This is a genomic window from Qipengyuania gelatinilytica, from assembly GCF_019711315.1.
Taxonomy (GTDB): Bacteria; Pseudomonadota; Alphaproteobacteria; order Sphingomonadales; family Sphingomonadaceae; genus Qipengyuania; species Qipengyuania gelatinilytica.
On the sequence record NZ_CP081294.1, the window covers coordinates 2,355,151 to 2,377,573 of the forward strand.

The 22,423-nt window shown below is 63.3% G+C and carries 24 protein-coding genes; 16 read left to right on the forward strand and 8 right to left on the reverse strand.

Annotated features, from left to right (window positions below):
* The first annotated feature begins 100 nt into the window (after positions 1–100).
* From K3136_RS11720 to K3136_RS11740, 5 genes are all read left to right on the forward strand, one after another.
* A complete protein-coding gene (locus K3136_RS11720) occupies positions 101–1,468 on the forward strand; it encodes a glycosyl transferase family protein (RefSeq protein ID WP_247711347.1) in 1,368 nt (455 codons plus the stop codon).
* On the forward strand, positions 1,465–1,779 hold the full coding sequence (locus tag K3136_RS11725; RefSeq protein WP_221430488.1) for a hypothetical protein: 315 nt from the start codon (positions 1,465–1,467) through the stop codon (positions 1,777–1,779). The genes K3136_RS11720 and K3136_RS11725 overlap by 4 nt, the downstream gene beginning before the upstream one ends.
* 90 nt (positions 1,780–1,869) lie before the next feature.
* Positions 1,870–2,778: a sulfite exporter TauE/SafE family protein gene (locus K3136_RS11730; RefSeq protein ID WP_221430489.1), complete on the forward strand. Its 909-nt coding sequence runs from the start codon at positions 1,870–1,872 to the stop codon at positions 2,776–2,778.
* Between the two features lie 29 nt (positions 2,779–2,807).
* Entirely contained in the window at positions 2,808–3,524 is a 717-nt protein-coding gene (locus K3136_RS11735; RefSeq protein ID WP_221432310.1) for a TIGR02186 family protein, read from the forward strand.
* Positions 3,525–3,625: 101 nt separating this feature from the next.
* Positions 3,626–5,629: an ATP-binding protein gene (locus K3136_RS11740; protein WP_247711349.1), complete on the forward strand. Its 2,004-nt coding sequence runs from the start codon at positions 3,626–3,628 to the stop codon at positions 5,627–5,629.
* A gap of 210 nt (positions 5,630–5,839) precedes the next feature.
* Here the strand turns inward: K3136_RS11740 and K3136_RS11745 are convergent, their stop codons facing one another.
* From K3136_RS11745 to K3136_RS11755, 3 genes are read right to left on the reverse strand one after another with little or no spacing between them, the layout of a single operon-like run.
* Positions 5,840–6,574 (reverse strand): 7-carboxy-7-deazaguanine synthase QueE, encoded by a 735-nt coding sequence (locus K3136_RS11745; RefSeq protein ID WP_221430490.1) that lies wholly within the window; start codon positions 6,572–6,574, stop codon positions 5,840–5,842.
* Between the two features lies 1 nt (position 6,575).
* The gene (locus tag K3136_RS11750) at positions 6,576–6,935 is read right to left on the reverse strand and encodes a VOC family protein (protein ID WP_221430491.1); all 360 of its coding nucleotides are present in this window, start codon (positions 6,933–6,935) and stop codon (positions 6,576–6,578) included.
* Positions 6,936–6,939: 4 nt separating this feature from the next.
* Positions 6,940–9,741: a valine--tRNA ligase gene (locus K3136_RS11755; protein WP_221430492.1), complete on the reverse strand. Its 2,802-nt coding sequence runs from the start codon at positions 9,739–9,741 to the stop codon at positions 6,940–6,942.
* Between the two features lie 103 nt (positions 9,742–9,844).
* On the opposite strand from K3136_RS11755, the gene K3136_RS11760 reads away from it, so the two are divergent.
* From K3136_RS11760 to K3136_RS11780, 5 genes are all read left to right on the forward strand, one after another.
* Positions 9,845–10,954, forward strand: a complete 1,110-nt coding sequence (locus K3136_RS11760; protein WP_221430493.1) for an MlaE family ABC transporter permease — start codon at positions 9,845–9,847, stop codon at positions 10,952–10,954.
* On the forward strand, positions 10,954–11,853 hold the full coding sequence (locus tag K3136_RS11765; protein WP_221430494.1) for an ABC transporter ATP-binding protein: 900 nt from the start codon (positions 10,954–10,956) through the stop codon (positions 11,851–11,853). The genes K3136_RS11760 and K3136_RS11765 overlap by 1 nt, the downstream gene beginning before the upstream one ends.
* Positions 11,854–11,856: 3 nt before the next feature.
* Positions 11,857–12,804, forward strand: a complete 948-nt coding sequence (locus K3136_RS11770) for an MlaD family protein (protein WP_221430495.1) — start codon at positions 11,857–11,859, stop codon at positions 12,802–12,804.
* 17 nt (positions 12,805–12,821) lie between these two features.
* Positions 12,822–13,406 carry an ABC-type transport auxiliary lipoprotein family protein gene (locus tag K3136_RS11775; RefSeq protein ID WP_221430496.1) on the forward strand — a complete coding sequence of 195 codons (585 nt, stop codon included), beginning with the start codon at positions 12,822–12,824 and terminating at the stop codon, positions 13,404–13,406.
* Positions 13,407–13,468: 62 nt separating this feature from the next.
* Positions 13,469–14,086, forward strand: coding sequence for a hypothetical protein (locus K3136_RS11780; RefSeq protein WP_221430497.1), 618 nt, complete (start codon positions 13,469–13,471; stop codon positions 14,084–14,086).
* Positions 14,087–14,114: 28 nt separating this feature from the next.
* Here K3136_RS11780 and K3136_RS11785 read toward each other — a convergent pair whose 3' ends face one another.
* From K3136_RS11785 to crcB, 5 genes are read right to left on the reverse strand one after another with little or no spacing between them, the layout of a single operon-like run.
* Entirely contained in the window at positions 14,115–14,804 is a 690-nt protein-coding gene (locus tag K3136_RS11785; protein ID WP_221430498.1) for an ATP12 family chaperone protein, read from the reverse strand.
* On the reverse strand, positions 14,801–15,013 hold the full coding sequence (locus K3136_RS11790) for a hypothetical protein (RefSeq protein WP_221430499.1): 213 nt from the start codon (positions 15,011–15,013) through the stop codon (positions 14,801–14,803). Before K3136_RS11790 ends, K3136_RS11785 begins: the two co-directional genes overlap by 4 nt.
* Positions 15,006–15,659 (reverse strand): HAD-IA family hydrolase, encoded by a 654-nt coding sequence (locus tag K3136_RS11795; RefSeq protein WP_221430500.1) that lies wholly within the window; start codon positions 15,657–15,659, stop codon positions 15,006–15,008. Before K3136_RS11795 ends, K3136_RS11790 begins: the two co-directional genes overlap by 8 nt.
* On the reverse strand, positions 15,656–16,774 hold the full coding sequence (locus K3136_RS11800) for an RluA family pseudouridine synthase (protein ID WP_221430501.1): 1,119 nt from the start codon (positions 16,772–16,774) through the stop codon (positions 15,656–15,658). Before K3136_RS11800 ends, K3136_RS11795 begins: the two co-directional genes overlap by 4 nt.
* Positions 16,771–17,181 (reverse strand): fluoride efflux transporter CrcB, encoded by a 411-nt coding sequence (gene crcB / locus K3136_RS11805; RefSeq protein ID WP_221430502.1) that lies wholly within the window; start codon positions 17,179–17,181, stop codon positions 16,771–16,773. Before crcB ends, K3136_RS11800 begins: the two co-directional genes overlap by 4 nt.
* Positions 17,182–17,389: 208 nt before the next feature.
* On the opposite strand from crcB, the gene rpsU reads away from it, so the two are divergent.
* The 6 genes from rpsU (at position 17,390) to gatB (ending at position 22,341) form a co-directional block, all read left to right on the forward strand.
* The gene (gene rpsU / locus K3136_RS11810) at positions 17,390–17,596 is read left to right on the forward strand and encodes a 30S ribosomal protein S21 (protein ID WP_006834591.1); all 207 of its coding nucleotides are present in this window, start codon (positions 17,390–17,392) and stop codon (positions 17,594–17,596) included.
* A gap of 77 nt (positions 17,597–17,673) precedes the next feature.
* Positions 17,674–18,240, forward strand: a complete 567-nt coding sequence (locus K3136_RS11815; RefSeq protein ID WP_221430503.1) for an FKBP-type peptidyl-prolyl cis-trans isomerase — start codon at positions 17,674–17,676, stop codon at positions 18,238–18,240.
* Positions 18,241–18,288: 48 nt separating this feature from the next.
* Positions 18,289–18,591 (forward strand): Asp-tRNA(Asn)/Glu-tRNA(Gln) amidotransferase subunit GatC, encoded by a 303-nt coding sequence (gene gatC / locus K3136_RS11820; RefSeq protein WP_221430504.1) that lies wholly within the window; start codon positions 18,289–18,291, stop codon positions 18,589–18,591.
* Complete coding sequence (gene gatA / locus K3136_RS11825; protein ID WP_221430505.1) at positions 18,591–20,072, forward strand: Asp-tRNA(Asn)/Glu-tRNA(Gln) amidotransferase subunit GatA; 1,482 nt, start codon at positions 18,591–18,593, stop codon at positions 20,070–20,072. The genes gatC and gatA overlap by 1 nt, the downstream gene beginning before the upstream one ends.
* Positions 20,069–20,845, forward strand: coding sequence for an FkbM family methyltransferase (locus K3136_RS11830; RefSeq protein ID WP_221430506.1), 777 nt, complete (start codon positions 20,069–20,071; stop codon positions 20,843–20,845). Before gatA ends, K3136_RS11830 begins: the two co-directional genes overlap by 4 nt.
* Entirely contained in the window at positions 20,842–22,341 is a 1,500-nt protein-coding gene (gatB, locus tag K3136_RS11835) for an Asp-tRNA(Asn)/Glu-tRNA(Gln) amidotransferase subunit GatB (RefSeq protein WP_221430507.1), read from the forward strand. The genes K3136_RS11830 and gatB overlap by 4 nt, the downstream gene beginning before the upstream one ends.
* Positions 22,342–22,423 lie beyond the last annotated feature (82 nt).

A 22,423-nucleotide genomic window follows, 5' to 3' on the forward strand; every position in this document is an offset into this window, starting at 1 on the left:
CTCAATAGATGCCCCGTTGCAAGGGCGGATTCTGCGCGATAGAGATTGGGCAGGGGAAAAAGGGGTCGCAATCATCTCGCAGATAACGCTTTTGGAGGTCTTGGCGCTCGTCCAGACCGAGCTGCTGCTGTTCGCAGCCGTCTTCTTCGCGATCGGCCTGGCTGACGAACTGGCGATCGATATCGCCTATCTGTGGTGCCGGCTGACCGGGAGGGCACGGACACAAAGGGTGCCGGAAGAGGCGCTTGCGAAAAACATGCTGAGAGGAATGGCCGCGGTCTTCATCCCGGCCTGGCGCGAAGACGCCGTTATCGGCTCCACCCTCGTGCATGCACTGGCTGCATGGCCGCAGGAAGACCTGCGCATCTACGTCGGCTGCTATCGCAACGATGCCGAAACGATTGCCTCGGTCGTGGCCGCTGCGCGCGGGGATGACCGGGTCCGGCTCGTCGTGGTCGGCGAGGACGGCCCGACCTGCAAGGCGCATTGCCTCAACCGGCTTCACGAAGCACTCGCACAGGACGAGGCACGTTCGGGCACGAAAGCGCACATGGTCGTGCTGCACGATGCCGAGGACATGGTCGATCCAGCGGCGCTCCCCATTCTCGACCACGCGATCTGGAATGCGGATTTCGTGCAGCTGCCAGTCATGGCCTTGCCGCCGTCCGATTCGCGCTGGATCGCGAGCCACTATTCCGACGAATTCGCCGAAGCGCATGCCAAGCACATGGTCGTTCGCGATGCACTGGGCTGCGCGATCCCGGGCGCAGGTGTCGGCTGTGCAATCGGTCGCCAGATGCTGGCCAAGCTTGCCGCAGAAGCTGGGGGCCAGCCTTTCGCGCAAGGCGCGCTGACAGAGGATTACGAACTGGGAATACGCGTAAACGCGGCGGGCGGTTCGAGCCGTTTCCTCAGGCTGCGAACCGACGACGGCCGACTGATCGCCACGCGCGCCTATTTCCCGGACCGACTGGTAACCGCAGTGCGCCAGAAGACCCGCTGGACGCATGGTATCGCGCTGCAGGGTTGGGACCGGCTCGGCTGGGAGGGCAACGCCCTCCAGCGCTGGATGACCTTCCGCGACCGGCGCGGACCGCTTGTCGCCTTGCTGCTTTTCATCGGCTACGCGCTGCTGGTCTCCGGGACGGTCTCCGCCTTCGCATCAAGGGCCGGACTTGTGCAGCCCGTAGATTTGTCGCCGGCGCTGGAGGGGCTGCTGATGCTGACCTTCGCCGGTCTTGTCTGGCGGACCGGGCTGCGCGCCGTCTTCACGGCTCGCGAATACGGGTTTGCAGAAGGACTTCGGGCGATCCCACGCGTCGTGGTCTCCAACGTCATTTCCATCATGAGCGGCAGGCGCGCGCTTGCCGGCTACATCCGTACCTTGAGAGGCGCGCCGGTGGTCTGGGACAAGACCGAGCACAGGGCCCATCCGGCCCGGATATTTGCTGAGGAGAAGTCGGCATGAGCGCACAGGCAAAACCGGCACGGGGCCGGCCGCTTATCTTCCTTGTGACCGTGGCGTTGATATGGGTGACCGTGCGCGCGATCGCCTGGCAGATGCCGGCAACTCCGACGCTACCCGAGGCAGCGACGCCCGCACCACGACAGTTGGTTTCAGTCCCGGTCGAGGCGTCCAAGGCAGAAACTGTCACCGACCCTGACACACTTGTCGAGGGCCTCGAGCCTGTCCCCGGCGCACACGAGCACAGCCGTTTCATCGACAGCTCGGTCGCCGCCGGTCACGACATGCTGTGGATGTCCGCTTCGCAGGATTAAGGTCTCCGCAACACTCCAAAAACGCAGTTGTGCAGGGTCGGACAATCGTTCGGCTTTCATAGAAGGTCGCCCTGCGATAGGGCGGTCCCCATGGACGTCTACCTGCCCATCGCGAACCTCTCGGTAAACGGTCTCTGGATCGTTGCCCTCGGTGCGCTGACCGGCGTCCTGTCGGGCCTGTTCGGCGTCGGCGGCGGGTTCCTGACCACGCCGCTGCTGATCTTCTACGGCATTCCGCCGACCGTCGCGGCCGCATCCGCTTCGACGCAGGTCACCGGTGCGAGTGTCTCGGGTGTTCTTGCGCATGGCAAGCGCAAGGGGGTCGATTACCGCATGGGCGCCGTCATGGTTGGCGGCGGTATCATCGGTGCAGGCATCGGCGCGCTGCTGTTCCGTTTCTTCCGCGCGATCGGCCAGATCGATGTGGTCATCAATGCGCTCTATGTCGTGCTGCTCGGGTCGATCGGCATATTGATGGCGCGCGAATCATGGCAATTGCTGCGCAAGTCGAGCGGCACGAAACAGGCGGCGCGCAGGCGGCATCACCCGCTGGTTGCGAACCTGCCGTGGCGCTGGCGGTTCTACGGCTCGGGCCTGTATATTTCCCCGCTCGCGCCGCTGATCGTCGGCGTCGCCGTGGGAATCCTGACCATGCTCATGGGTGTGGGCGGCGGCTTTATCCTCGTGCCGGCCATGCTCTACATCCTCGGGATGAGCGCCAATGTCGTCGTCGGCACCAGCCTGTTCAACATCCTGTTCGTCACCATCGCCACCACGGTCATGCATTCGCTGACGACGCGCGCGGTCGACATTGTCCTCGTTGCGCTGCTCCTGATCGGGTCGGTTACCGGTGCGCAGTTCGGTTCACAGCTTGCGGTCAAGGCGAAGCCGGAGGTCCTCCGTCTGGTCCTAGCCAGCATCGTGCTGCTGATCGCCTTCCGCATGTTCCTCGGACTGTTCTACCAGCCCGATGAAATCTACACGATCTATCCGCTGTGAGGGCGCTGCTGCTCCTGTTCGCCGCGCTGATGCTCAGCGGCCAGCGCGATCCGGTCCTCGTGCCGGAGGTTTCGCAGCACGACGTGCAGGTCCGACAGGGCTTCACAGGCACCGAACTGCTCCTGTTCGGCGCCGTGCTCGACCCGGCGGGCAGGGCAGGGCAGGACTATGACATCGTGGTGGTTCTCAAGGGCCCGTCCGAACCGATCCGCCTGCGCGAGAAGGAACGGTTCGCAGGGGTCTGGGTCAATGCGGAAAGCAATGATTTCCGCTCCGTACCCAGCTATTTCGCGGTCGCCTCCTCGCGACCGATCGACGATATCGTCGATGCCAAGACCGCCGCGATCTACGAATTCGGGACCGGCTATATCCAGCTGTCCCCAAGTGGCAGCATCAACCCCGAGGAACAGCAGCGCTTCTCCCTCGGGCTCGTCGACCTGAAGCGCCGGCAGGGGCTCTACAAGGAAGATTTCGGCGGCGTGCAGATCAGCGAAGGCGTGCTTTACCAGGCGCGCATCTCGCTGCCGTCGAATGTGACGACCGGCACCTATTCGGCGGAGACATTCGCAGTCACCCGCGGCCGCGTCATCGCGTCTGCCGTGTCGGAAGTCGAGGTGCGCAAGGTCGGGTTCGAACGCTTCGTCGAGCTGAGCGCGAACCAGTACGGCCTCCTCTACGGCTTCGTTGCGGTCATGCTTTCCGTCCTGATGGGCTGGGGCGCGGGCCGACTTTTCGCCCGCCTCTGATAACGGCCGCTCGCGCACCATCGTTGACGCGATTTTAACCGTTTTCCGCCATCACGCTGGTCGAAGGCGCATGTGCGCCAAACGAGGGCCAGGGCAGACTAATGAACGATATGGGCAACGGAAATTTCGGTTCCTACGATCCGCAGCGCCAGATGGAGGCGGAACAGCCGCAGCGTCGCAGCAACAGCCTGCGCGACCGCATCCGCCGCTCGGCCGATAGCGAGCAGGGACCGGCGGCGGCCCAGTCACGCTCGGGTTATGTCCACCAGCCGCATGGCGAACAGGCCCCGGAACCCAAAGCTGCCCAGCAGCAGCCCGTCGAGGCCGCGGCGCCCGTGATGCCGCAGCCGCAGCCGCAGGCCGAAGCCCCGGTCGAAACCTCGCCTGCTCCTGCTACTGCTCCGGCCGCCAAACTTGGCGAAGCGCCGCCGCGCCCTTCGGATCTCGCACCCAAGGCAGCTCCTGAACCCGAGCCGGAAGAGCCCGAGGACGAGCAGCCTCTCAGCGACAATGCGCTCCAGCCCATCGGTGTCGTGCTGGAAATCGCAGGTTCGGGATCGATGATCGCGATCGATCTCCAGCGCCTGACCGAATGCGGCGAAGACCCCGACCCCGCCATCGCCATGGCCGGACAGGTCGGTTCGCAGATCAAGATTCGCATCGGCAACAGCTGGCTGCTCGCCAGCGTCCGCAACCAGAAACAGGACCGCAAGGCCGGCAGCATCCTCGCCAACATCGACTTCCTCGGTGAAGGGATCGAGGAAAAGCTCACCGGCAAGCTGCACGGTTTCCGCCGCGGTGTGACCCGCTACCCGGTCCCGGGCGCGATGGTCTATCCCGCCTCCACCGCCGATCTCAAGCAGGTCTATGCGAGCGATGGCCGCAGCGCGGTCACGATCGGCAAGGTCTATCCGACCAAGGACATTCGTGCCGGCCTCTATGTAGACGCCATGCTCGGCAAGCACTTCGCGCTGCTGGGTTCGACCGGTACCGGTAAGTCGACCAGTGCCGCGCTGATCCTGCACCGCATTTGCGAGGCAGCGCCCGAAGGTCACATCGTGATGATCGACCCTCACGGCGAATATTCGGCAGCCTTCCGCCAGACGGGCGTCATCCTCGACGTTTCGAACCTGCAGATGCCCTACTGGATCATGAACTTCGAGGAGCACTGCGAGGTCCTTCTCACCAGCAATGGCAACGAGCGGCAGGTCGATGCCGACATTCTCGCCAAGTGTCTCTTGAAGGCGCGCAGCAAGAGCAAGCTTGCGCAGACCATGGGCAAGATCACCGTCGATTCGCCGATCCCCTACTTGCTTTCGGACCTCTCCAACGAGATCCAGGACCAGATGGGCAAGCTCGACAAGGCGACCAATTCCGCGCCTTACATGCGCATCAAGAACAAGCTCGACGAGCTGAAGGCCGACCCGCGCTACCAGTTCATGTTCTCAGGGATGCTGGTGGCCGATTCCATGGCCGACTTCATTTCGAAGATTTTCCGCATGCCCTCGAACGGCAAGCCGATTTCGATCATCGACGTTTCCGGCGTGCCTTCGGACGTGACCTCGACCGTGGTGGCCGTGCTGAGCCGCCTCGTCTTCGACTTCGCGATCTGGGGCCGCGAGGAAAAATGTACGCCGATCCTGCTGGTTTGCGAGGAGGCGCACCGCTACGTCCCGAACGAGAAGAATGCCGACGGCAACTCGGTGGGCACCATCCTTTCGCGTATCGCCAAGGAAGGCCGTAAATACGGTATCTCGCTTGGCCTCATCACGCAGCGCCCGTCCGACCTTGCAGAAGGCGTGCTGTCGCAGTGTGGTACGATCATCTCGATGCGTCTGAACAACGACCGGGACCAGGACTTCGTCCGCGCAGCCATGCCCGAAGGCGCACGCGGTTTCCTCGACGCGATCCCGGCGCTGCGCAACCGCGAGTGCATCATCTGCGGCGAGGGTGTCGCTATTCCGATCCGCGTGAGCTTCGACAATCTCGAAGAGGTCAAGCGTCCGGCTTCGGAAGACCCGAGCTTCGTCGAAATGTGGAACAACCCCGGCGGCGAGGAAGACATCGTCCAGCGCACCGTGCAGCGCTGGCGTAGCCAAGGCTGACTTTTGTTCTTTGAACCCGCCTCAGCGGGTTCGTCCTCGCTATACGTGCGGCAAGCCGCACCCGCTGCGGGCGGCCGGTCGGCCTTGCCGGGCCTTCCTCGGCCCGGTCCTTGGTCACGGCAGTCAAAACGCGACTGCGCGCCGCCGCTACTGCGGCGAAGCCAAGCCGCACGGAGGTGCGGCGCCCGGCGTCTGAGGGTCACAAGGGGGCTACGTCCCTCTTGTGTCGCCAAACAAATGGATATGCAGCCGGTCGCTCATGCGGAAGCCGTGCTTCAGGCATAGGTCTGCTAGCCATTTCTCGCGTGTCCGCAGCGTCTGGCTGTCTGTTCCTTCGGGCATGAGGAAGACGTGGCCGGGCTTGAAGCGGTAGCGATCGTGCAGCTCGAGGACCTCGTCGACGTCAGAGGGTTCGGCAATTACGAACTTAAAAAATGCACGCGGGTCGGTGGCATAGGCGTCGAGCCGTTCGGGGAGCAGCGCGAGGTCGGCCGGATTACCGCTGTGGGCGAGCTTGGGGCTGACGTTGAACTGGTCGATGCGGACATCGAGGCGCGGGGGCGCCTTGGTCGTGCCGTTGGTTTCGATCTCGACCGAGATATCAGGCAGCAAGTCGAGCAGTTTGGCCAGCGCAGGCGCCTGCAGCAGGGGCTCGCCCCCGGTGATCACCAGCCGGTCCTGCCCTAGCTGCATAATGTGCGCGGCGACCTCTTCCTCGTCCAGCGTGACCTGGTTGGCCTTGCGCTCGAAAGTCACGCCATCGCGGTGCGGGCGGTTGTCGCCCTCGAAATGCCACGTGTAAGCCGTGTCGCACCACACACAGGCGAGGTTGCAGCGCGATAGCCGCATGAAGGCAACCGGCATGCCGACGCTCGGGCCTTCACCCTGCACGGAGGCGAAGATCTCCGGCCCGCCGTCGTCATCGGTGGCGAGTACGAGTGCCATGTCAGTTGTACACCGTCACTTCGACGCGCATGCCTTCCGGGTCGCGGAAGAATGTCGCTGTCTCGCCTTCGAATTCCTGCTTCTCCGGGACTTCGAAACCGGCGGCTGCCATGCCGTCGCGCACCGCGTCGAGCGCAGCCATGTCGGGCGCGGTAAAGCCGAGGTGGTTGAGGCCGGGCGCATATCGCTCGTAATCCGAAGTGCTTGCCTTGGCCTGCTTGAGGTCGATGCTGAGGCCATCGTCGCTCGTCCACACATGATCGCGCGTCTTGGTGAACCCGATCAGGTCCAGCAAGGCTGCGTACCAGGGCAAGCTCGTCTCCAATGAGCGAACCAGCACCACCATGTGATCGAGCTTCATGCGCCTAACCTAGGCGCGTGAGCGCGGCCTTCAAGCGTTCGATCTCCGCCGTGTGGTGCGCGTGGTCGGCACGGGCCTTCTCGACCGCCTCGGGCTTGGCGCGTTCGACGAAGTTGGCATTGCCGAGGCGGCCCTCGAGCGACTTTGCTTCCTTGATCGATGCCTCCAATGACTTTTCAAGCCTTGATCGAGCAGCGCCAAAGTCGATTACACCCTCAAGGGGTATGTGATACGTCGCTGTCCCGACAACCATGGTGAACCCCTTCTTCTTGTCAGAAGAATACTCTGTTCGGTCGAGAACCTTGCCTGTTGCTAATTCAAAGGCTGTGCCTGTCATTATGATCTGAACGACATCAGAGCGAGTCATCCGTGCGATAGCCGGCCCGTGTGTGCGGAAGCGATCAATTAGATCATAACGCTCACCTTGCTGAACCTTCAGGCCGTCAAAGTAGATGTCGTTCATCACTAAGATTTCGGTCTTGGCACTTGCGGGGACATCCAATTCTGCACGAGCAGACCGCAGTTCCTTGATGAAGCCAATCACCCACTCGATCTCTTCTGAGGCTTCCCAGCTTGGCTCAGCCTGCGGATCGGGCCACTTTGCGGTGATCAGCGGATAGTCGGCACGGTCGCCCTGTTTCGACCACAACTCTTCGGTGATGAAGGGCATGAAGGGGTGGAGCATGACAAGGATCTGGTCGAGCGCCCAGCCGGCAACCGCCTTGGTTTCCTCGTCGAAATTGCCCTTGATGAGCTCGATGTACCAGTCGCAGAAACGGTCCCACACGAAGTGATAGATCGTGTTCGCGGCGGCGTCGAAGCGCAGGTCGGCCATCGCCTGCTCGAGCGCATTCTTGGTCTCGACGACCTCGCCGATGATCCACTTGTTGACCGCCTGCGTGGCGGTGGGGGCCGCGATGCTGGTGCTCGCGCCGATGCCGTTCGACTGGCAGAAACGCGTGGCGTTCCAGAGCTTGGTCGCGAAGTTGCGATAGCCCTCGACGCGGCGCTCATCCATCTTGATGTCGCGGCCCTGGCTTTCCATTGCCGACATAAAGAAGCGCAGCGCATCGGCGCCATACTGGTCGATAAGGCCGAGCGGGTCGACCACATTGCCCTTCGACTTGGACATCTTCGCTCCGTCGGCGGCGCGCACCAGCCCGTGGAGGTAAAGTCGCGGCCAGGGCGCCTTTCCGGTGAGGTGAATGCCCTGCATCATCATGCGCGCATCCCAGAAGAACAGGATGTCGAAGCCCGAGATCAGCAGGTCGTTGGGATAGTGCTTTTCAAGCAGGTCGGTCTTGTCCGGCCAGCCGAGCGTGGCGAAGGGCCAGAGCGCCGACGAGAACCACGTGTCGAGCACGTCCTCGTCGCGGGCGAGGGCAACGCCGTCACCGGCCTGCGCCTGCGCCTCTTCCTCGGTCATGGCCACATAGGCCTTGCCCTCGGCGTCATACCATGCCGGGATCCGGTGACCCCACCAGAGCTGGCGGCTGACGCACCAGGGCTGGATGTTTTCCATCCAGTTGAAGAAGGTCTTCTCCCAGCTCTTCGGGACGATCTCGATCGTGCCGTCCTTGACCGCTTCGATCGGGGCCTTGGCGAGCTTTTCGGCATCGACATACCACTGGTCGGTCAGCCACGGTTCGATCACCACGCCGCCGCGGTCGCCGAAGGGCGTCGCGATGGTGCGCGGTTCGGCGTCGAGTTCCTGTTCTTCGCCCTTCTTGGTCTTGGCGATGTGCGGGATGAGATAGCCCTGCACCTTCATGCGCGCCACGACCAGCTCACGCGCGCCATCGACACCGTCACGCTTGAAGCGGTGGAGGCCGATGAATTCGTCCGGTACCAGCCCGTCGGCGGTCTGGCAGACGTTGGCCTCGCCATCGAGCATGTTGAGCATGTCGGCCGGCTTGAAGCCTGCGCGCTTGCCCACGTCGAAATCGTTGAAGTCGTGACCCGGCGTGATCTTCACGCAGCCCGAACCGAGTTCGGGATCGGCATGCTCGTCGGCCACGATGGGCACGCGGCGACCGGTGATCGGCAGAACGATATGCTTGCCGACAACCGACTTGAAGCGCTCGTCATCGGGGTGAACCGCCACCGCCATGTCGGCGAGCATGGTTTCGGGCCGCGTCGTGGCGACGACGAGGTGATCCTTGCCCTCCGACGTCGTTACGCCGTCTTCCAGCGGATATTTGAAGTGCCAGAACGAGCCCTTCACGTCCGTAGTCTCGACCTCGAGGTCCGAGATCGCGGTCTTCAGCTTCGGGTCCCAGTTCACCAGCCGCTTGTCGCGGTAGATCAGGCCGTCGTTGTAAAGGTCGACAAAGGTCTTGAGCACGGCGTTCGAGAAATGCTCGTCCATCGTGAACTGCTCGCGGCTCCAGTCCATCGAGCAGCCGAGGCGGCGCAGCTGGCGCGTGATCGTGCCGCCGCTTTCCTCTTTCCATTCCCACACCTTGTCCACGAAATCCTCGCGCGAGTAATTCGTGCGCTTGTCCTGCTTCGCTTCCATCTGGCGTTCGACCACCATCTGCGTGGCGATGCCGGCGTGGTCGGTGCCGACCACCCACAGCGCATCCTTGCCGCGCAGGCGTTCGTAGCGGATCACCACGTCCTGCAGCGTGTTGTCGAGCGCGTGGCCGATGTGGAGCGAGCCCGTGACATTGGGCGGCGGGTTCACGATGGTGAAGGGCTCGGCATCGGGCCGCTCGGGGCGGAACAGGCCGTTTTCTTCCCAATGCGCGTACCAGCGCTGCTCGATATCGGCGGGGTCGAAGGTCTTTGAAAGCTCGGTGGTCATATCAGGGCCTTTGCCAGCCCATTTTGTGCGATGCAACGCCGTAGGGGAGGGGAAACGATACGTGCTTGTTTAGCGAAGCGTTTCCCCGCATACCGCGAGCCGCATGACAGGTTTCGCGGAATACGAACTGCAAGAGGGCGATGGGGGCACGGTGCTGAAGCTCACCGGACCTTACCTCGTGTCGACGATCGGCCCGATCGATGAGGACCTGCGCGTTATCGAAGGAGATATCGTCAGCGTCGATATCTCGGATGTTTCCGAGATCGATACCGTCGGTGCATGGCTTGCCCGCGAGGTCGCCTCGCGCCTCGGTGCCGAGGTTTCTGGAGCGGGCGAGCGTGCGCAGCGGCTGCTCGGCGCGCTCGAGAATATCGATGCCGAAGACGATCTTTCCGCACCGCGCCTGCCGATCTGGAGCCGCGTACCCGAATCATTGGGGGAGAAAGTCTTCAACCTGCGGACGGGTACTTACGGCGTCCTGAGCTTTCTGGGTGCCCTGCTGACCGCCGCCTGGTCGCTGATCCGCAATCCGCGCCGTTTCCGCATGGTCGCGCTGGTGAGACAAGCCGAACTGGTCGGCGTTTCCGCATTGCCGATCATCGGCCTGATGAGCTTCCTCATTGGCATCGTCATCGCCCAGCAGGGTGCGGTACAACTCGCGCAGTTCGGCGCGGAGACGCTGACGATCAACCTCGTCGGGCGCATCACCCTGCGCGAACTCGGCGTGCTGATGACCGCGATCATGGTCGCCGGCCGTTCGGGCAGCGCCTTTGCCGCGCAGCTCGGCACGATGAAGCTGACTGAGGAAGTCGATGCGATGCGCACGATCGGCATTGCGCCGATGGAAGCGCTGGTCATTCCGCGGATCATGGCTGCCGTGCTGATGATGCCCCTGCTCGGCTTCTACGCTTCGTGCATGGCGATCATCGGCGGCGCGGTGATCGGCGACGTTATGCTGGGCATCCCCTTCTGGACCTTCCTCGCGCGGATCCAGGAAGTCGTGCCGACTTATGACCTTTGGGTCGGCCTCATCAAGGCGCCCGTCTTCGGACTGATCATCGGCCTTGCCGGTTGCTATCACGGGCTGCAGGTGCACGGTAATTCGGAAGAGGTCGGTACGCGGACCACGATGGCGGTGGTCTCGGCAATCTTTGCCGTGATCGTGCTCGACGCCTTCTTCGCGGTTTTCTTTACCGAGCTGGGGTGGGGCTGATGAGCGCGGCAAAGCAAACCCACAAGCACGAGCGCTACAAGGGCGAATACCCTATCGTGGTCGAAGGGCTGACCAACCGGTTTGGTCCGATCACCGTGCACGAAAACCTCGACCTCAAGGTCAGGCGCGGCGAGATTCTCGGCGTTGTCGGCGGTTCGGGCAGCGGCAAATCTGTCCTCATGCGCTCGATCATCGGCCTGCAGAGACCGAACGAGGGCGATATCAGGGTGTTCGACAAGTCGATCATCCAGGCACAGCCCGACGAGGAGATCGGCGTGCGCGACCGGTGGGGTGTGCTGTTCCAGGGCGGCGCGCTGTTCTCGACGCTTACCGTGGGCGAGAATGTCGAAGTGCCGCTGAAACAGTTCTACCCGGAAATTCACGAAACGCTGCGCAAGGAGATTGCGCGCTACAAGGTGCTCCTGTCGGGACTGCCTGAAGAGGCGGTGCGCAAGTATCCGAGCGAGCTTTCGGGCGGCATGAAAAAGCGCGCAGGCCTTGCCCGCGCGCTGGCGCTCGATCCCGAACTCCTCTTCCTCGACGAGCCGACGGCGGGCCTCGACCCGATCGGTGCGGCAGCATTCGACCGGCTGACGCGCGAACTGAAAGAAACGCTCGGCCTCACCGTGTTCCTGATCACCCATGACCTCGATACGCTGCACGAGATTTGCGACCGGGTGGCGGTGATCGCCGACAGGAAGATCATCGCGGTCGATACGGTTCCCAAGCTGATGGAGCTCGACCACCCCTGGATACAGGAATATTTCAACGGTCCACGTGGCCGGGCGGCGCTGACGGCGCAGGCGCTCGACGAACTCAGGAAGCACATGGACCTGCCGATCGCTCAGCATGCGGTCAAAGCGTTGGACAAACCGCCTGCGGGCAAGGATAAGGCTTAGCGAATGGAAACGCGGGCAAATTACGTTTGGGTGGGGGCTGTTACGCTCGCAGTGCTGGCGGCGCTGGCGCTGTTCATCGTGTGGATCGCGCGCTGGGGCGAAGGCGCGCAGAAGGAATACGACATCTTCTTCAAGGAAAGCGTGTCGGGCCTCGCCAATGGCAGCCAGGTGGCCTTTGCCGGTGTTCCCGTGGGGCAGGTCAGCCAGATCGCGCTGTGGGACAAGGACCCCGAATTCGTTCGCGTTCGCATTAGCGTGAAGGAAGAAGTGCCCATCCTCGTCGGCACGACGGCAACCATCCAGGGCAGCTTCACCGGCGTTTCGACCATCCTTCTCGACGGCGCGCGTAGCGGAGCTCCGCCGATTTCCTGCGAAACGACAGCCTGCACCGAGGGCGTGCCGATTATTCCTCCCAAGGACGGCGGTCTCAATGCACTGCTCTCCAACGCGCCGCTGCTGCTCGAACGGCTCGCCACGCTGACCGAGCGTTTGACCCAATTGCTGGATGAGGAAAACCAGGGCGAGATTGCCGGCATTCTCGCCAACACCAACCGCATGACCGCCGACCTCGCGCAGGCCGCGCCGCAGTTCGAACGGACCATGGCCGAACTGCAGGTGACCCTGCGCGAAGCATCGGAGGCGCTGGACGAGTTCGAGAAAGTCACGGCTTCGACCGACCGCCTGCTCAACCAGGAAGGCGCGCAGCTGGCCGACCAGCTTCGCACCACGCTGAAGCAGGCCGGCGATGCTTCGGAAGAATTGCAGGGCGTTCTCGCCGAAGCGCGACCTGCCACGAAGCAACTCACCGAAAGCACGCTTCCGGCGGCCGAGGCGACGCTGCGTGATTTGCGCGCGACCAGCAAGGCGCTGCGCGATGTGACCGAAAAGATCGACGAGAGGGGCGCTGGCGCTCTTCTCGAAGGGCAGCCACTGCCCGATTACGAGCCGTGAGAAGGGGCCAAGCCGCGATGACCACGCATTTCAAACTCGCCGTCCTTGCCCCTGCATTGCTGCTGGGCGGATGCCTGTCCTTCGGCAGCGAACCGCCCGAAAGCCTGCTGACGCTGACGGCGACCGCAACCGCACCGGCCGGCACCGGCGGGTCGAGCACGGCGGACACGGCCATTTCGCTGGTCGAATTCCAGGCTCCGGCGGCGCTCAACGTGACGCGTGTGCCGGTGCAGGTCTCCGACACGGAAATCGCCTATCTCAAGGACGCGGTGTGGGTTGAAAGGCCCGCGCGCCTGTTCCGCCGCCTGATCGCCGAAACGATCCGCACCCGTTCGAACCGCGTGGTGGTCGATGGCGACGATCCGGGCGCGCTCGCCACCAATCGCCTGACCGGCACCCTCCGCGAGTTCGGCTATGACGCGCGCAGTGGCAGCGTGGTCGTTGTGTTCGACGCCGTCCGTCCGGGCGAGGGGAGCGCAGTCGAAACGCGACGCTTCGAGGCAATCGTGCCGGGCGTGGCCGCCGATGTCGGCAGCGTGGGACCTGCGCTCAACCGAGCCGCAAACGACGTGGCCGGACAGGTCGCGGAGTGGGTGGGGTAGATATCGCCTCCGAGGTCTGACTTGTTTCGCTTTCGAGCGACGCTGCATTCTGGATCGCTGCATTGAAGAACGTCTTCTGGATTATTTGTGCGCTGGGCCTCGCGCTCCTCGCCTACGATCTCGTGTGGTCGAAATGGGAGCATACCGACGATAGTATGCTGGCAACCGGCATGCCCCCACAGATCGCATTGATCGAGGATATCGTTTCCGAACACGGCTGGGCCATCGATTGTCGAGGGCGCTCCGGCGACATGACAGTGGTGAGGCTGGCGCCAGGCTGGTGGCCATCGAAAAGCTCGCCTGACGAGGTGCGCGATGCAGCTTGGGCAGCCGCCACGAGCGTGACGCCTTCGGTTGACCTCAAGGAAAAACGCGATGGTTGCGACCTGCCGGCAAACAATTACGGCGTGAAAATCGACGAGAACGACGATCCCATCGTGTACGGGGTCGGACCTCGTGACGTTCTCGAGCTATATTTGAAGGAAGCTCGCGAATGCGGGGTGAAGGGCGCGCGACTGGGCCCCGCAACTCCCGAACAGCAAATCGCTATTGCCGGCGAAACCTCACCGGACTGGATGGGCTTGATCATCGATCCGAAGCTGGAGAGCAGGTATGGGCCGCTTAACTGCATGGTTGTTATGAGCGAACGCAAGCAGGCGGAACTCCGGCTTCGGGAGTAGAACCACTATATTCGGCGCCCTGCCGACGTTAGGCTGCCCTTGCGAACCGGATGGCCGCAAGGAAATCGCCCTTGCGCTTTGCACGGCGTTCCTCGGCCTCTTCATCGCGCCCCCACAGGTCCGCTTGCCAGTCCTCTTCGAGGTTGGCTGCATCCCATAGTGCTTCGCCGTCGGCACCGTCTTCCAGAGCCTCGAGCCCGATACAGAGCGAGGCTGCGAGCGAGGTCGTCTGTTCGAGCGCTGTCAGCGTGAAGGCGTCGAGCGCTTCCAGCCGGCTGCGCAGCTTGGCGAGCGTTTCCTCGGTCTGCGGACGGTGCAGGATGCCGCTGATCCGGTGCAACGCCACGCCTTCGCGCGCTTCCATTCCCGCGACGATCGGCTCCCACACTTCCTGCTGGCGGCGGTAGAGCGCCTCTTCCGGGTTGGCGCGGTAGCAAAGCGTGTCGGTCTCTGCATAACCAAGCAGCTTTTCGACCACGGCATCCTTGTCGCGCGCGATCACGTCGAGCGCATAATCGGTCATGTCGCGATAGCGGAAAGCGCTCGGGTCGATTTCCTCGCCCTGTTCACGCCATTCGGCCGCGAGCATTTCGGCTAGGTCTTCGCTTGGCACGACCTGCGGCTGTCCGCCCTGCGTCTTGATCGGGCGGCCATCGAGGGAAACCGTCCAGCCCAGTTCGGTGCTAGCGGTCGTAACTTCCTTGTAGAAACGCTTCATTGCCCATTCTTTTGCCAGTTGCGCATCAGGATCCGGGGCACGAGGAAAAACTCCACAGCGCCAATGACGAGCAGGATATACCCCACCACTTCGGGCAGATCGAGGATCTTGCCGATGATCAGGGCGCCGATGAAAACCATCAGCACGGCCCCGAAACGGGCTGCCTGAAGGATCCAGAACTTGCGCGCCGCGGGATCGGGTTCAGCCACCTATCAATTCCTCCAGTTGTTCCATTGTTTCAGCCACGCCGACAGCGCCCGCCGCGATCAGTTCGCGCGGTTCGTGATAGCCCCAGGCGACGCCGATGGCCCGCACGTTAGCTGCGCGCGCCATGTCCATGTCGAAGCTTGTATCACCGATCATCACCGCCTGGCTCGCTTCGACACCGGCCTCGGCCAGTGCCTGTTCGAGCATGGCAGGATGCGGCTTGCTCGGATGACGGTCGGCGGTCTGGAGCGTGACGAAGCGGTGCTTGATGCCATGCGTGTCGAGACAGGCGTGCAGACCCCGGTCGCTCTTGCCGGTAGCAACGCCGAGAAGCCATCCGGCCGCATCGAGCCGTTCGATCAGCGCGGCCATGCCTTCGTACAGCGGTTCTTCGAGGATGCCCGTCTCGCGGCGGCTGCGATAGCCGGCCTTGTAGGCTTCGAGCGCAATCTCGCGCTGGCTCTCGCTGGCATCGGGGGCGAGGATACCGAGTGCCTGCGGCAGGCTTAGCCCGACCATCCGGCGCACCTCGTTGCGATCGGGCGGGCCCAGCTTGGCGGCGGCGAAGGCTTCATCCATCGTGTCGCAAATGGCCGCCTGCCCGTCGACGAGTGTTCCGTCGCAATCGAATACGACGAGGCGGTTCACTTCTTCTTGCCCTTGGGCTTGCCACCCGTACCGCCGCGCGCGCGGCGCGGTCCGCGCTGCGCCTTGCGGTAGTTCTTCGCGTGCTGGCGCGCCTTCTGCTTCTTTTCTTCGCGCGTTGCGGGCGGGGGATCGTCTCGCATGGGCATCGCGTCGCTGGCGTTCTCGTCGAAGCCGATCTGGTCCATGCTGGCAGCGAAATGTTCGGGCAGGTCTGCCGTCACATCGAGCTTGCCGCCATCGGGGCTGTCTATGATCAGGCGTCGCGCGTGCAGGTGCATCTTGCGGCTGACCGAGCCGGTCAGGAAGGCTTCCTTACCGCCATACTTGCCGTCGCCCACGATCGGATGGCCCATCGCCGCGCAATGGACGCGCAGCTGGTGGGTGCGACCCGTCATCGGCTGGAGTTCGAGCCACGCGACCTTCTTGCCCGCCGTTTCGACGACACGGTACTTGGTCTTGGCTGGTGCGCCGCCTTCATGGTCGACATGCATTTTCTCGCCGCCCGATCCGGGCTGCTTGGCGAGCGGTGCCTCGATCACGCCCTGCTTGATGTCGGGCACGCCGACTACCAGCGCCCAATAGATCTTCTTGGCGCTGCGTCCGGAAAACCGCTTGGAAAAATACGCTGCGCTGCCCGGAGTGCGCGCCACGAGGAGAACGCCCGAGGTATCCTTGTCGAGCCGGTGGACGAGGCGCGGACGCTGTTCGTCGCCCTCTTCCATATAGGCATCGAGCAAGCCGTCGACATGGTTGAAGGTGTTGGTTCCACCCTGCGTCGCAAGACCCGGCGGCTTGTTGATTACCAGCGCGCTCTTGGTCTGCATGATGAGCATCGCCTCGGCCTGCTCGAGCTCGGCCTTGGTCAGCTCGCGCCGCTCCTTGGGCTTCTTGTGCGGCGCATCTCCGCCCGGCGGTACGCGGATCTGCTGGCCTTCCTGCAGGCGATCGTCGGGCTTGGCGCGGCTGCCATCGACGCGGATCTGTCCCGTGCGCGCCCACTTGCTGACCGTGCCGAAGCCGATCTGCGGGAGGTGGCGCTTGAACCAGCGATCCAGCCGGATGCCGTCGTCATCCGCTTCCACGGTGAAATTGCGTACTTCGCCGGAGGGTTTCATCCCGCAATCCTCATTACGGCCAGTCCGACCATCAGCCCGCTGATCCCGAGCGCGAATGACAAAATCGCATAGAGCGAGGCAAACAGATACTGGCCACGCTCGATCATCAGTACCATTTCGAGGCTGAAGGCGGAGAAGGTGGTGAATCCGCCGAGCAGGCCGACACCCAGCAGGACGCGCAACTGTTCGCTGTTTTCGCCCCCGTGCCGCGCAAGCCAGCCGGCAAGCAGGCCCATCAGCAGGCTGCCCAACGCATTGACGGCGAGGGTGGCGAAAGGAAAGGCGGTCACGATGGGGGCGCCGAGCCAATTGGTCATGGCGCGCCCAATCTGGTAACGCAGCGCAGCGCCCGCCGCGCCGCCAAGGGCGACGTGCACGGTTGCGACGAGGGGGGACAGGGTGGACATCGTCCCAGCCCCTAGCCGCTCATGGCCCGCTATGAAAGGCGATAGAGCACGCTTGCCTTTTTCATCGCGAATCCGTATGTGCGCGCCATTCGAGCCGGTCCGGAACGGATTCGGCGCGCTTTTCGTTGATTAAGCGACACCCTATTCAAGGAGGCATACCCCGCTACTGACGCGGGCTCTGGCCCGTAAAGTCGAGGTATTGAAGTTTATGCAGATCATGGTTCGCGATAACAATGTCGACCAGGCCCTCCGCGCGCTCAAGAAGAAGCTGCAGCGTGAAGGCGTGTATCGCGAAATGAAGCTGCGTCGTCATTACGAAAAGCCCAGCGAAAAGCGCGCCCGTGAAAAGGCTGCTGCCGTTCGCCGTGCACGCAAGCTCGAGCGCAAGCGCATGGAGCGCGACGGCATCAAGTAAGCCGTTGATTGCTGCACTAAGCTAAGCCATGAGGGCGCGGAGAAATCCGCGCCCTTTGCGTATCAGGACGAATTTTCATGACCGAAATCACCCGCGTACCGCTCCAGCCCCTCAAGAAGGGCTCGCTCGCCAAGCTCTGGCTGGGCGTCATCGTCGCCATCCTGCTGGGCGCTGGCCTCGCATGGGCAGCCGCACCCAAGGGCCTGAGCGTCGACACGATCACTGAAGGTACCGGCCCCAATCCGCAGCTCGGCGACGTCGTTTTCGTGCAGTATGTCGGCAGGCTGGCCGACGGCACCGAGTTTGACCGTTCGCAGCCGCTCCCGATTCCGCCGGGGATATTCCCCGAAGGCAACCCGCTCCTCCTGGAAGAAGGCGCGATCATTCCCGGCTTCGTCGAGGGTCTTTCGCAGATGCAGAAGGGCGGAAAGTACGAGCTGACCATTCCCAGCGACATGGCCTATGGCGCAGAGCCGCCTCCCGGTTCGCCGATCCCGCCCAACGCCGCGCTCACGTTCGAAGTCGAGGTCGTCGATTTCATGAGCAAGGAAGATTTCCAGGCGCGTGCAGCCGCCCTTCAGTCGATGATGGGGGCAGGTCCGGGTGGACCGGGCGCTCCCGGGGGTGAAGAAGCACCTCAATAGGCGTTTCCGCGCTTGAAGACATGGGCACGCGCGGCTAACGCGCTGCCCATGTCAGTCACACGCGAAGAAGTGGCCAAGATCGCCTCGCTCGCCCGCATCAAGATGGGCGACGAGGAGCTGGATCGCATGGTCCCCGAACTCAACAACATCCTCGACTGGGTCGAACAGCTCGGCGAGGTCGATACCTCGGGCGTCGAGCCGATGACTGCGGTCATCCCGAACACGCTGCGCCTGCGCGACGACGTGGTCGACGCGATCCCCGAAACCTCGGGCGGCCGCCGCGACGATGTCCTCGCCAATGCACCGGTTGCCGAACACGGCTTCTTCGGCGTGCCCAAGGTGATCGAATAATGACCGACTTCACCAACTTGGGCGTAAAGGACATCCGCGACGGCGTGGCTGGCGGCGATTTCACCGCGCGCGAAGTGGCGGAAAGCTTCAACGCTGCCGTTGCCGCCGCTGCCGAACTCAACGCCTTCATCGTCACGACGCCCGACCATGCGCTCGCCGCCGCCGACGCGGTCGATGCCAAGCGCGCGAAGGGTGAGGGCCTCGGCAAGATGGGCGGCGTGCCCATCGGCATGAAGGACCTCTTCGCCACCAAGGGCGTGCAGACCACCGCTGCCAGCCACATCCTCGAAGGCTTCAAGCCCGAGTATGAAAGCACCGTCTCGCAGAAGCTGTGGGATGCAGGCGCGGGCATGCTGGGCAAACTCAATCTCGACCAGTTCGCGATGGGTTCGTCCAACGAGACCAGCTATTTCGGCAATGTCTCTTCGCCGTGGAAGAAGGACGGCACCAACGCCGCGATGAGCCCGGGTGGTTCGTCGGGCGGTTCCTCCTCCGCAGTCGCCGCGCGCATCGCGCCGGCCGCGACCGGCACCGACACCGGCGGTTCGATCCGCCAGCCCGCGGCCTTTACCGGCATTTGCGGCATCAAGCCTACCTATGGCCGTTGCAGCCGCTGGGGCGTCGTCGCCTTCGCCAGCAGCCTCGATCAGGCAGGCCCGATGGCGCGCAGCGTCGAAGACTGCGCGATCATGCTCGAAGCCATGGCCGGGTTCGATCCCAAGGATGCGACCAGCCTGCAGATGGACGTGCCCAATTGGGAAGCGGCCCTGTCGGCAGACCTGAAGGGCAAGAAAATCGGTATCCCGAAGGAATACCGCATGGACGGCACCGACCAGGCGATCCTCGACAGCTGGGAGCAGGGCAAGGCTATGCTGCGCGATGCTGGCGCGGAAATCGTCGACGTCTCCCTGCCGCACACGAAATACGCGCTGCCCGCCTATTACATCATCGCTCCGGCAGAAGCCTCGTCCAATCTCGCTCGCTATGACGGCGTGCGGTACGGCCTGCGCGACCTGCCCGATGGGGCCGGGTTGCAGGAAATGTACGCCGCCACGCGCGCCGCCGGTTTTGGCGACGAGGTGAAGCGCCGGGTGCTGATCGGTACCTATGTTCTCAGCGCCGGTTTCTACGACGCCTATTACACGCAGGCGCAGAAGATTCGCACGCTGGTCGCGCAGGACTTCGAGAAGGCTTTCGAGCAGTGCGACGTCATCCTTGCGCCTACGACGCCGACGGCCAGCTTCCCGCTGGGTTCGCTCAACGAAGACCCGCTGACGATGTATCTGAACGACGTCTTCGCCGTTCCCGCATCGCTTGCAGGTCTTCCCGCCATGAGCGTGCCTGCCATGACCAATTCGGACGGCCTGCCGCTCGGCCTCCAGCTGGTCGGCAAGCCGTTTGATGAGCAGGGTGTGCTCAACGCCGGCCTCGCGATCCAGCAGCGCGCCGGGTTCGAAGCGCAGCCGGAGAAATGGTGGTGAGCTTGAAAGGCGGCGCTCTCGACGCCGCCAAGGACCTCCTTCGCGGCGGTCCGCTGTTCACTGCGCGCGCGGCAGTCGGTTCCATCCTGCCTCTGGGGGATGGCGAGACAATCCGCGTGCGCCGTGGGACGAGCGATCTCGAAGTCGTCCGGCAGGTCTGGCGCGATGAGCAATATGTCATCCCGCAGCACGAACAGGTCGCACGGCTGAAACGCCATGAGGCGGCGATCCGTTCGCGCGGCAAGGTGCCGGTGATCGTCGATGCCGGAGCAAATATCGGGGCCGCGGCGCTCTGGTTCGCGCGCGAGTGGCCCGAAGCGCGCATCGTGGCCGTCGAGCCCGATGCGGCGAATGTCGCCATGGCGCGGACGAACTGCGCCAGCCGCGAGCGTATCGAGATCGTGGAGGCGGCGATCGGCGGCGAAGCCGGTTTCGTCTCTGTCGACAGCGAGGTCGAGGCCTATGCGGTAACCACCAGGCGCGCCGACAGCGGCTGCCGCGTGGTCACCGTCGACGATTGCGTCGCCATGGTCGAAGGCGGCGAACTCTTCGCGGTGAAGGTCGATATCGAGGGTTTCGAGGACGATCTTTTTGCTGCGAATACCGGCTGGCTTGACCGCGCCGCGCTGGTCTATATCGAGCCGCACGATCACATTTTCCCCGACCGGGGCACGAGCAGGAATTTCCAGGCGGAAATGGGCAGGCGCAATTTCGACCTGCTGATCAGGGGCGAGAACCTGGTCTACATCCGCCGCGAGGAGCAGACGACATGAGTACTTACCGCATCCAGGGCGCAACCGGCGAATGGGAGGTCGTGATCGGCCTCGAAGTCCATGCGCAGGTCACTTCCAACGCCAAGCTGTTCAGCGGCGCTTCGACCGCATTCGGTGCAGAGCCGAATACGCAGGTCAGCCTCGTTGACGCAGCGATGCCCGGGATGCTGCCCGTTCCCAACCGCGAGTGCATCCGTCAGGCGGTGCGCACCGGCATGGCGATCGAGGCTCAGATCAACAAGTGGAGCCGGTTCGACCGCAAGAACTACTTCTACGCCGACCTTCCGCAGGGCTACCAGATCAGCCAGCTTTACCACCCCATCGTGGGCGAGGGGCAGCTTCACATCGAGGCCGACGAGAAGGCCGGCATTCCGGAAGACAAAATCATCGGTATCGAGCGCATCCACGTCGAACAGGACGCGGGCAAACTGATGCACGACCAGCACCCGACCATGTCCTATGTCGACCTCAATCGCGTCGGCATCGCGCTGATGGAAATCGTCTCCATGCCCGATATGCGCAGCCCCGCCGAAGCGGGCGCCTATGTGCGCAAGCTGCGCTCGATCCTGCGTTATGTCGGATCGTGCGACGGGAACATGGAAGAAGGTTCGATGCGCGCCGACGTGAACGTCAGTGTGCGCCGTCCGGGCGAGGAATTCGGCACGCGTACCGAGACCAAGAACGTGAACTCGGTCCGCTTCGTGATGCAGGTCATCGAATATGAGGCGAACCGCCAGGTCGACGTGCTGGAAAACGGCGGCACGGTGGATCAGGAAACGCGCCTGTTCGATCCGGGCACCGGTACCACGCGCACCATGCGTTCGAAGGAAGACGCGCATGACTATCGCTACTTCCCCGATCCGGACCTGCTGCCGCTCGAACTGGAAGACAGCTTCCTCGAGGATTGCCGCGCCTCGCTTCCCGAACTCCCCGACGCCAAGCGCGCCCGGTATGAAAACGAGCTGGGCCTGACGCCGTACAATGCCCGCGAGCTGACCGCCGAGGTCGAGACCTTCGGCCGCTTCGAAACGCTGCTCGCTGCAACCGCCGCCAAGATCGGCAAGCCCGAGGCGAAGGTCGCAACGCAGGTCGCCAACTGGGCGCTCTCGGTCGCACCGGGCGTGGTGAAATCGCTGGGTGACGAAGCGAACATGGCCAATGCCACCGCCGAGGCGCAGGCCAGCATCCTCGCGATGCAGGACAAGGGCGAGATTTCGGGCGGCCAGGCCAAGGAAATCTACGAAATCGTCCTCAAGGAAGGCGGCGAACCGGAAAAGATCGCGGATGAAAAGGGCCTCAAGCAGGTCAGCGATACCGGCGCCATTGAGGCTGCGATCGACGAAATCATCGCCAATAATTCCGACAAGGTGGAAGAGTACCGCGGCGGCAAGGACAAGCTGTTCGGCTTCTTCGTCGGCCAGACGATGAAGGCGATGCAGGGGAAGGCCAATCCCGCGGTGGTAAACCAGATCCTGAAAGCGAAGCTGGACGGTTAATAACTGCCTGTTTGGCGGCCCTAATAAAGTTGACGATCCGGGCGGTTCGTTTAAGTCTACGCCCGGATCGTAAGTTCAACAT

Excerpts from the sequence above, each read along its gene's own strand:
- K3136_RS11800 (WP_221430501.1), bottom strand. The coding sequence starts at position 16,774 with ATGAAACCCTCCGGCGAAGTACGCAATTTCACCGTGGAAGCGGATGAC.
- gatA (WP_221430505.1), top strand. The coding sequence starts at position 18,591 with ATGACCGACTTCACCAACTTGGGCGTAAAGGACATCCGCGACGGCGTG.
- K3136_RS11775 (WP_221430496.1), top strand. The coding sequence starts at position 12,822 with ATGACCACGCATTTCAAACTCGCCGTCCTTGCCCCTGCATTGCTGCTG.
- crcB (WP_221430502.1), bottom strand. The coding sequence starts at position 17,181 with ATGTCCACCCTGTCCCCCCTCGTCGCAACCGTGCACGTCGCCCTTGGC.
- K3136_RS11770 (WP_221430495.1), top strand. The coding sequence starts at position 11,857 with ATGGAAACGCGGGCAAATTACGTTTGGGTGGGGGCTGTTACGCTCGCA.
- K3136_RS11755 (WP_221430492.1), bottom strand. The coding sequence starts at position 9,741 with ATGACCACCGAGCTTTCAAAGACCTTCGACCCCGCCGATATCGAGCAG.
- K3136_RS11750 (WP_221430491.1), bottom strand. The coding sequence starts at position 6,935 with ATGAAGCTCGATCACATGGTGGTGCTGGTTCGCTCATTGGAGACGAGC.
- K3136_RS11730 (WP_221430489.1), top strand. The coding sequence starts at position 1,870 with ATGGACGTCTACCTGCCCATCGCGAACCTCTCGGTAAACGGTCTCTGG.
- rpsU (WP_006834591.1), top strand. The coding sequence starts at position 17,390 with ATGCAGATCATGGTTCGCGATAACAATGTCGACCAGGCCCTCCGCGCG.
- K3136_RS11815 (WP_221430503.1), top strand. The coding sequence starts at position 17,674 with ATGACCGAAATCACCCGCGTACCGCTCCAGCCCCTCAAGAAGGGCTCG.
- K3136_RS11745 (WP_221430490.1), bottom strand. The coding sequence starts at position 6,574 with ATGGCACTCGTACTCGCCACCGATGACGACGGCGGGCCGGAGATCTTC.
- K3136_RS11785 (WP_221430498.1), bottom strand. The coding sequence starts at position 14,804 with ATGAAGCGTTTCTACAAGGAAGTTACGACCGCTAGCACCGAACTGGGC.
- gatB (WP_221430507.1), top strand. The coding sequence starts at position 20,842 with ATGAGTACTTACCGCATCCAGGGCGCAACCGGCGAATGGGAGGTCGTG.
- K3136_RS11725 (WP_221430488.1), top strand. The coding sequence starts at position 1,465 with ATGAGCGCACAGGCAAAACCGGCACGGGGCCGGCCGCTTATCTTCCTT.
- K3136_RS11740 (WP_247711349.1), top strand. The coding sequence starts at position 3,626 with ATGAACGATATGGGCAACGGAAATTTCGGTTCCTACGATCCGCAGCGC.
- K3136_RS11760 (WP_221430493.1), top strand. The coding sequence starts at position 9,845 with ATGACAGGTTTCGCGGAATACGAACTGCAAGAGGGCGATGGGGGCACG.
- K3136_RS11765 (WP_221430494.1), top strand. The coding sequence starts at position 10,954 with ATGAGCGCGGCAAAGCAAACCCACAAGCACGAGCGCTACAAGGGCGAA.
- gatC (WP_221430504.1), top strand. The coding sequence starts at position 18,289 with ATGTCAGTCACACGCGAAGAAGTGGCCAAGATCGCCTCGCTCGCCCGC.
- K3136_RS11735 (WP_221432310.1), top strand. The coding sequence starts at position 2,808 with ATGCTCAGCGGCCAGCGCGATCCGGTCCTCGTGCCGGAGGTTTCGCAG.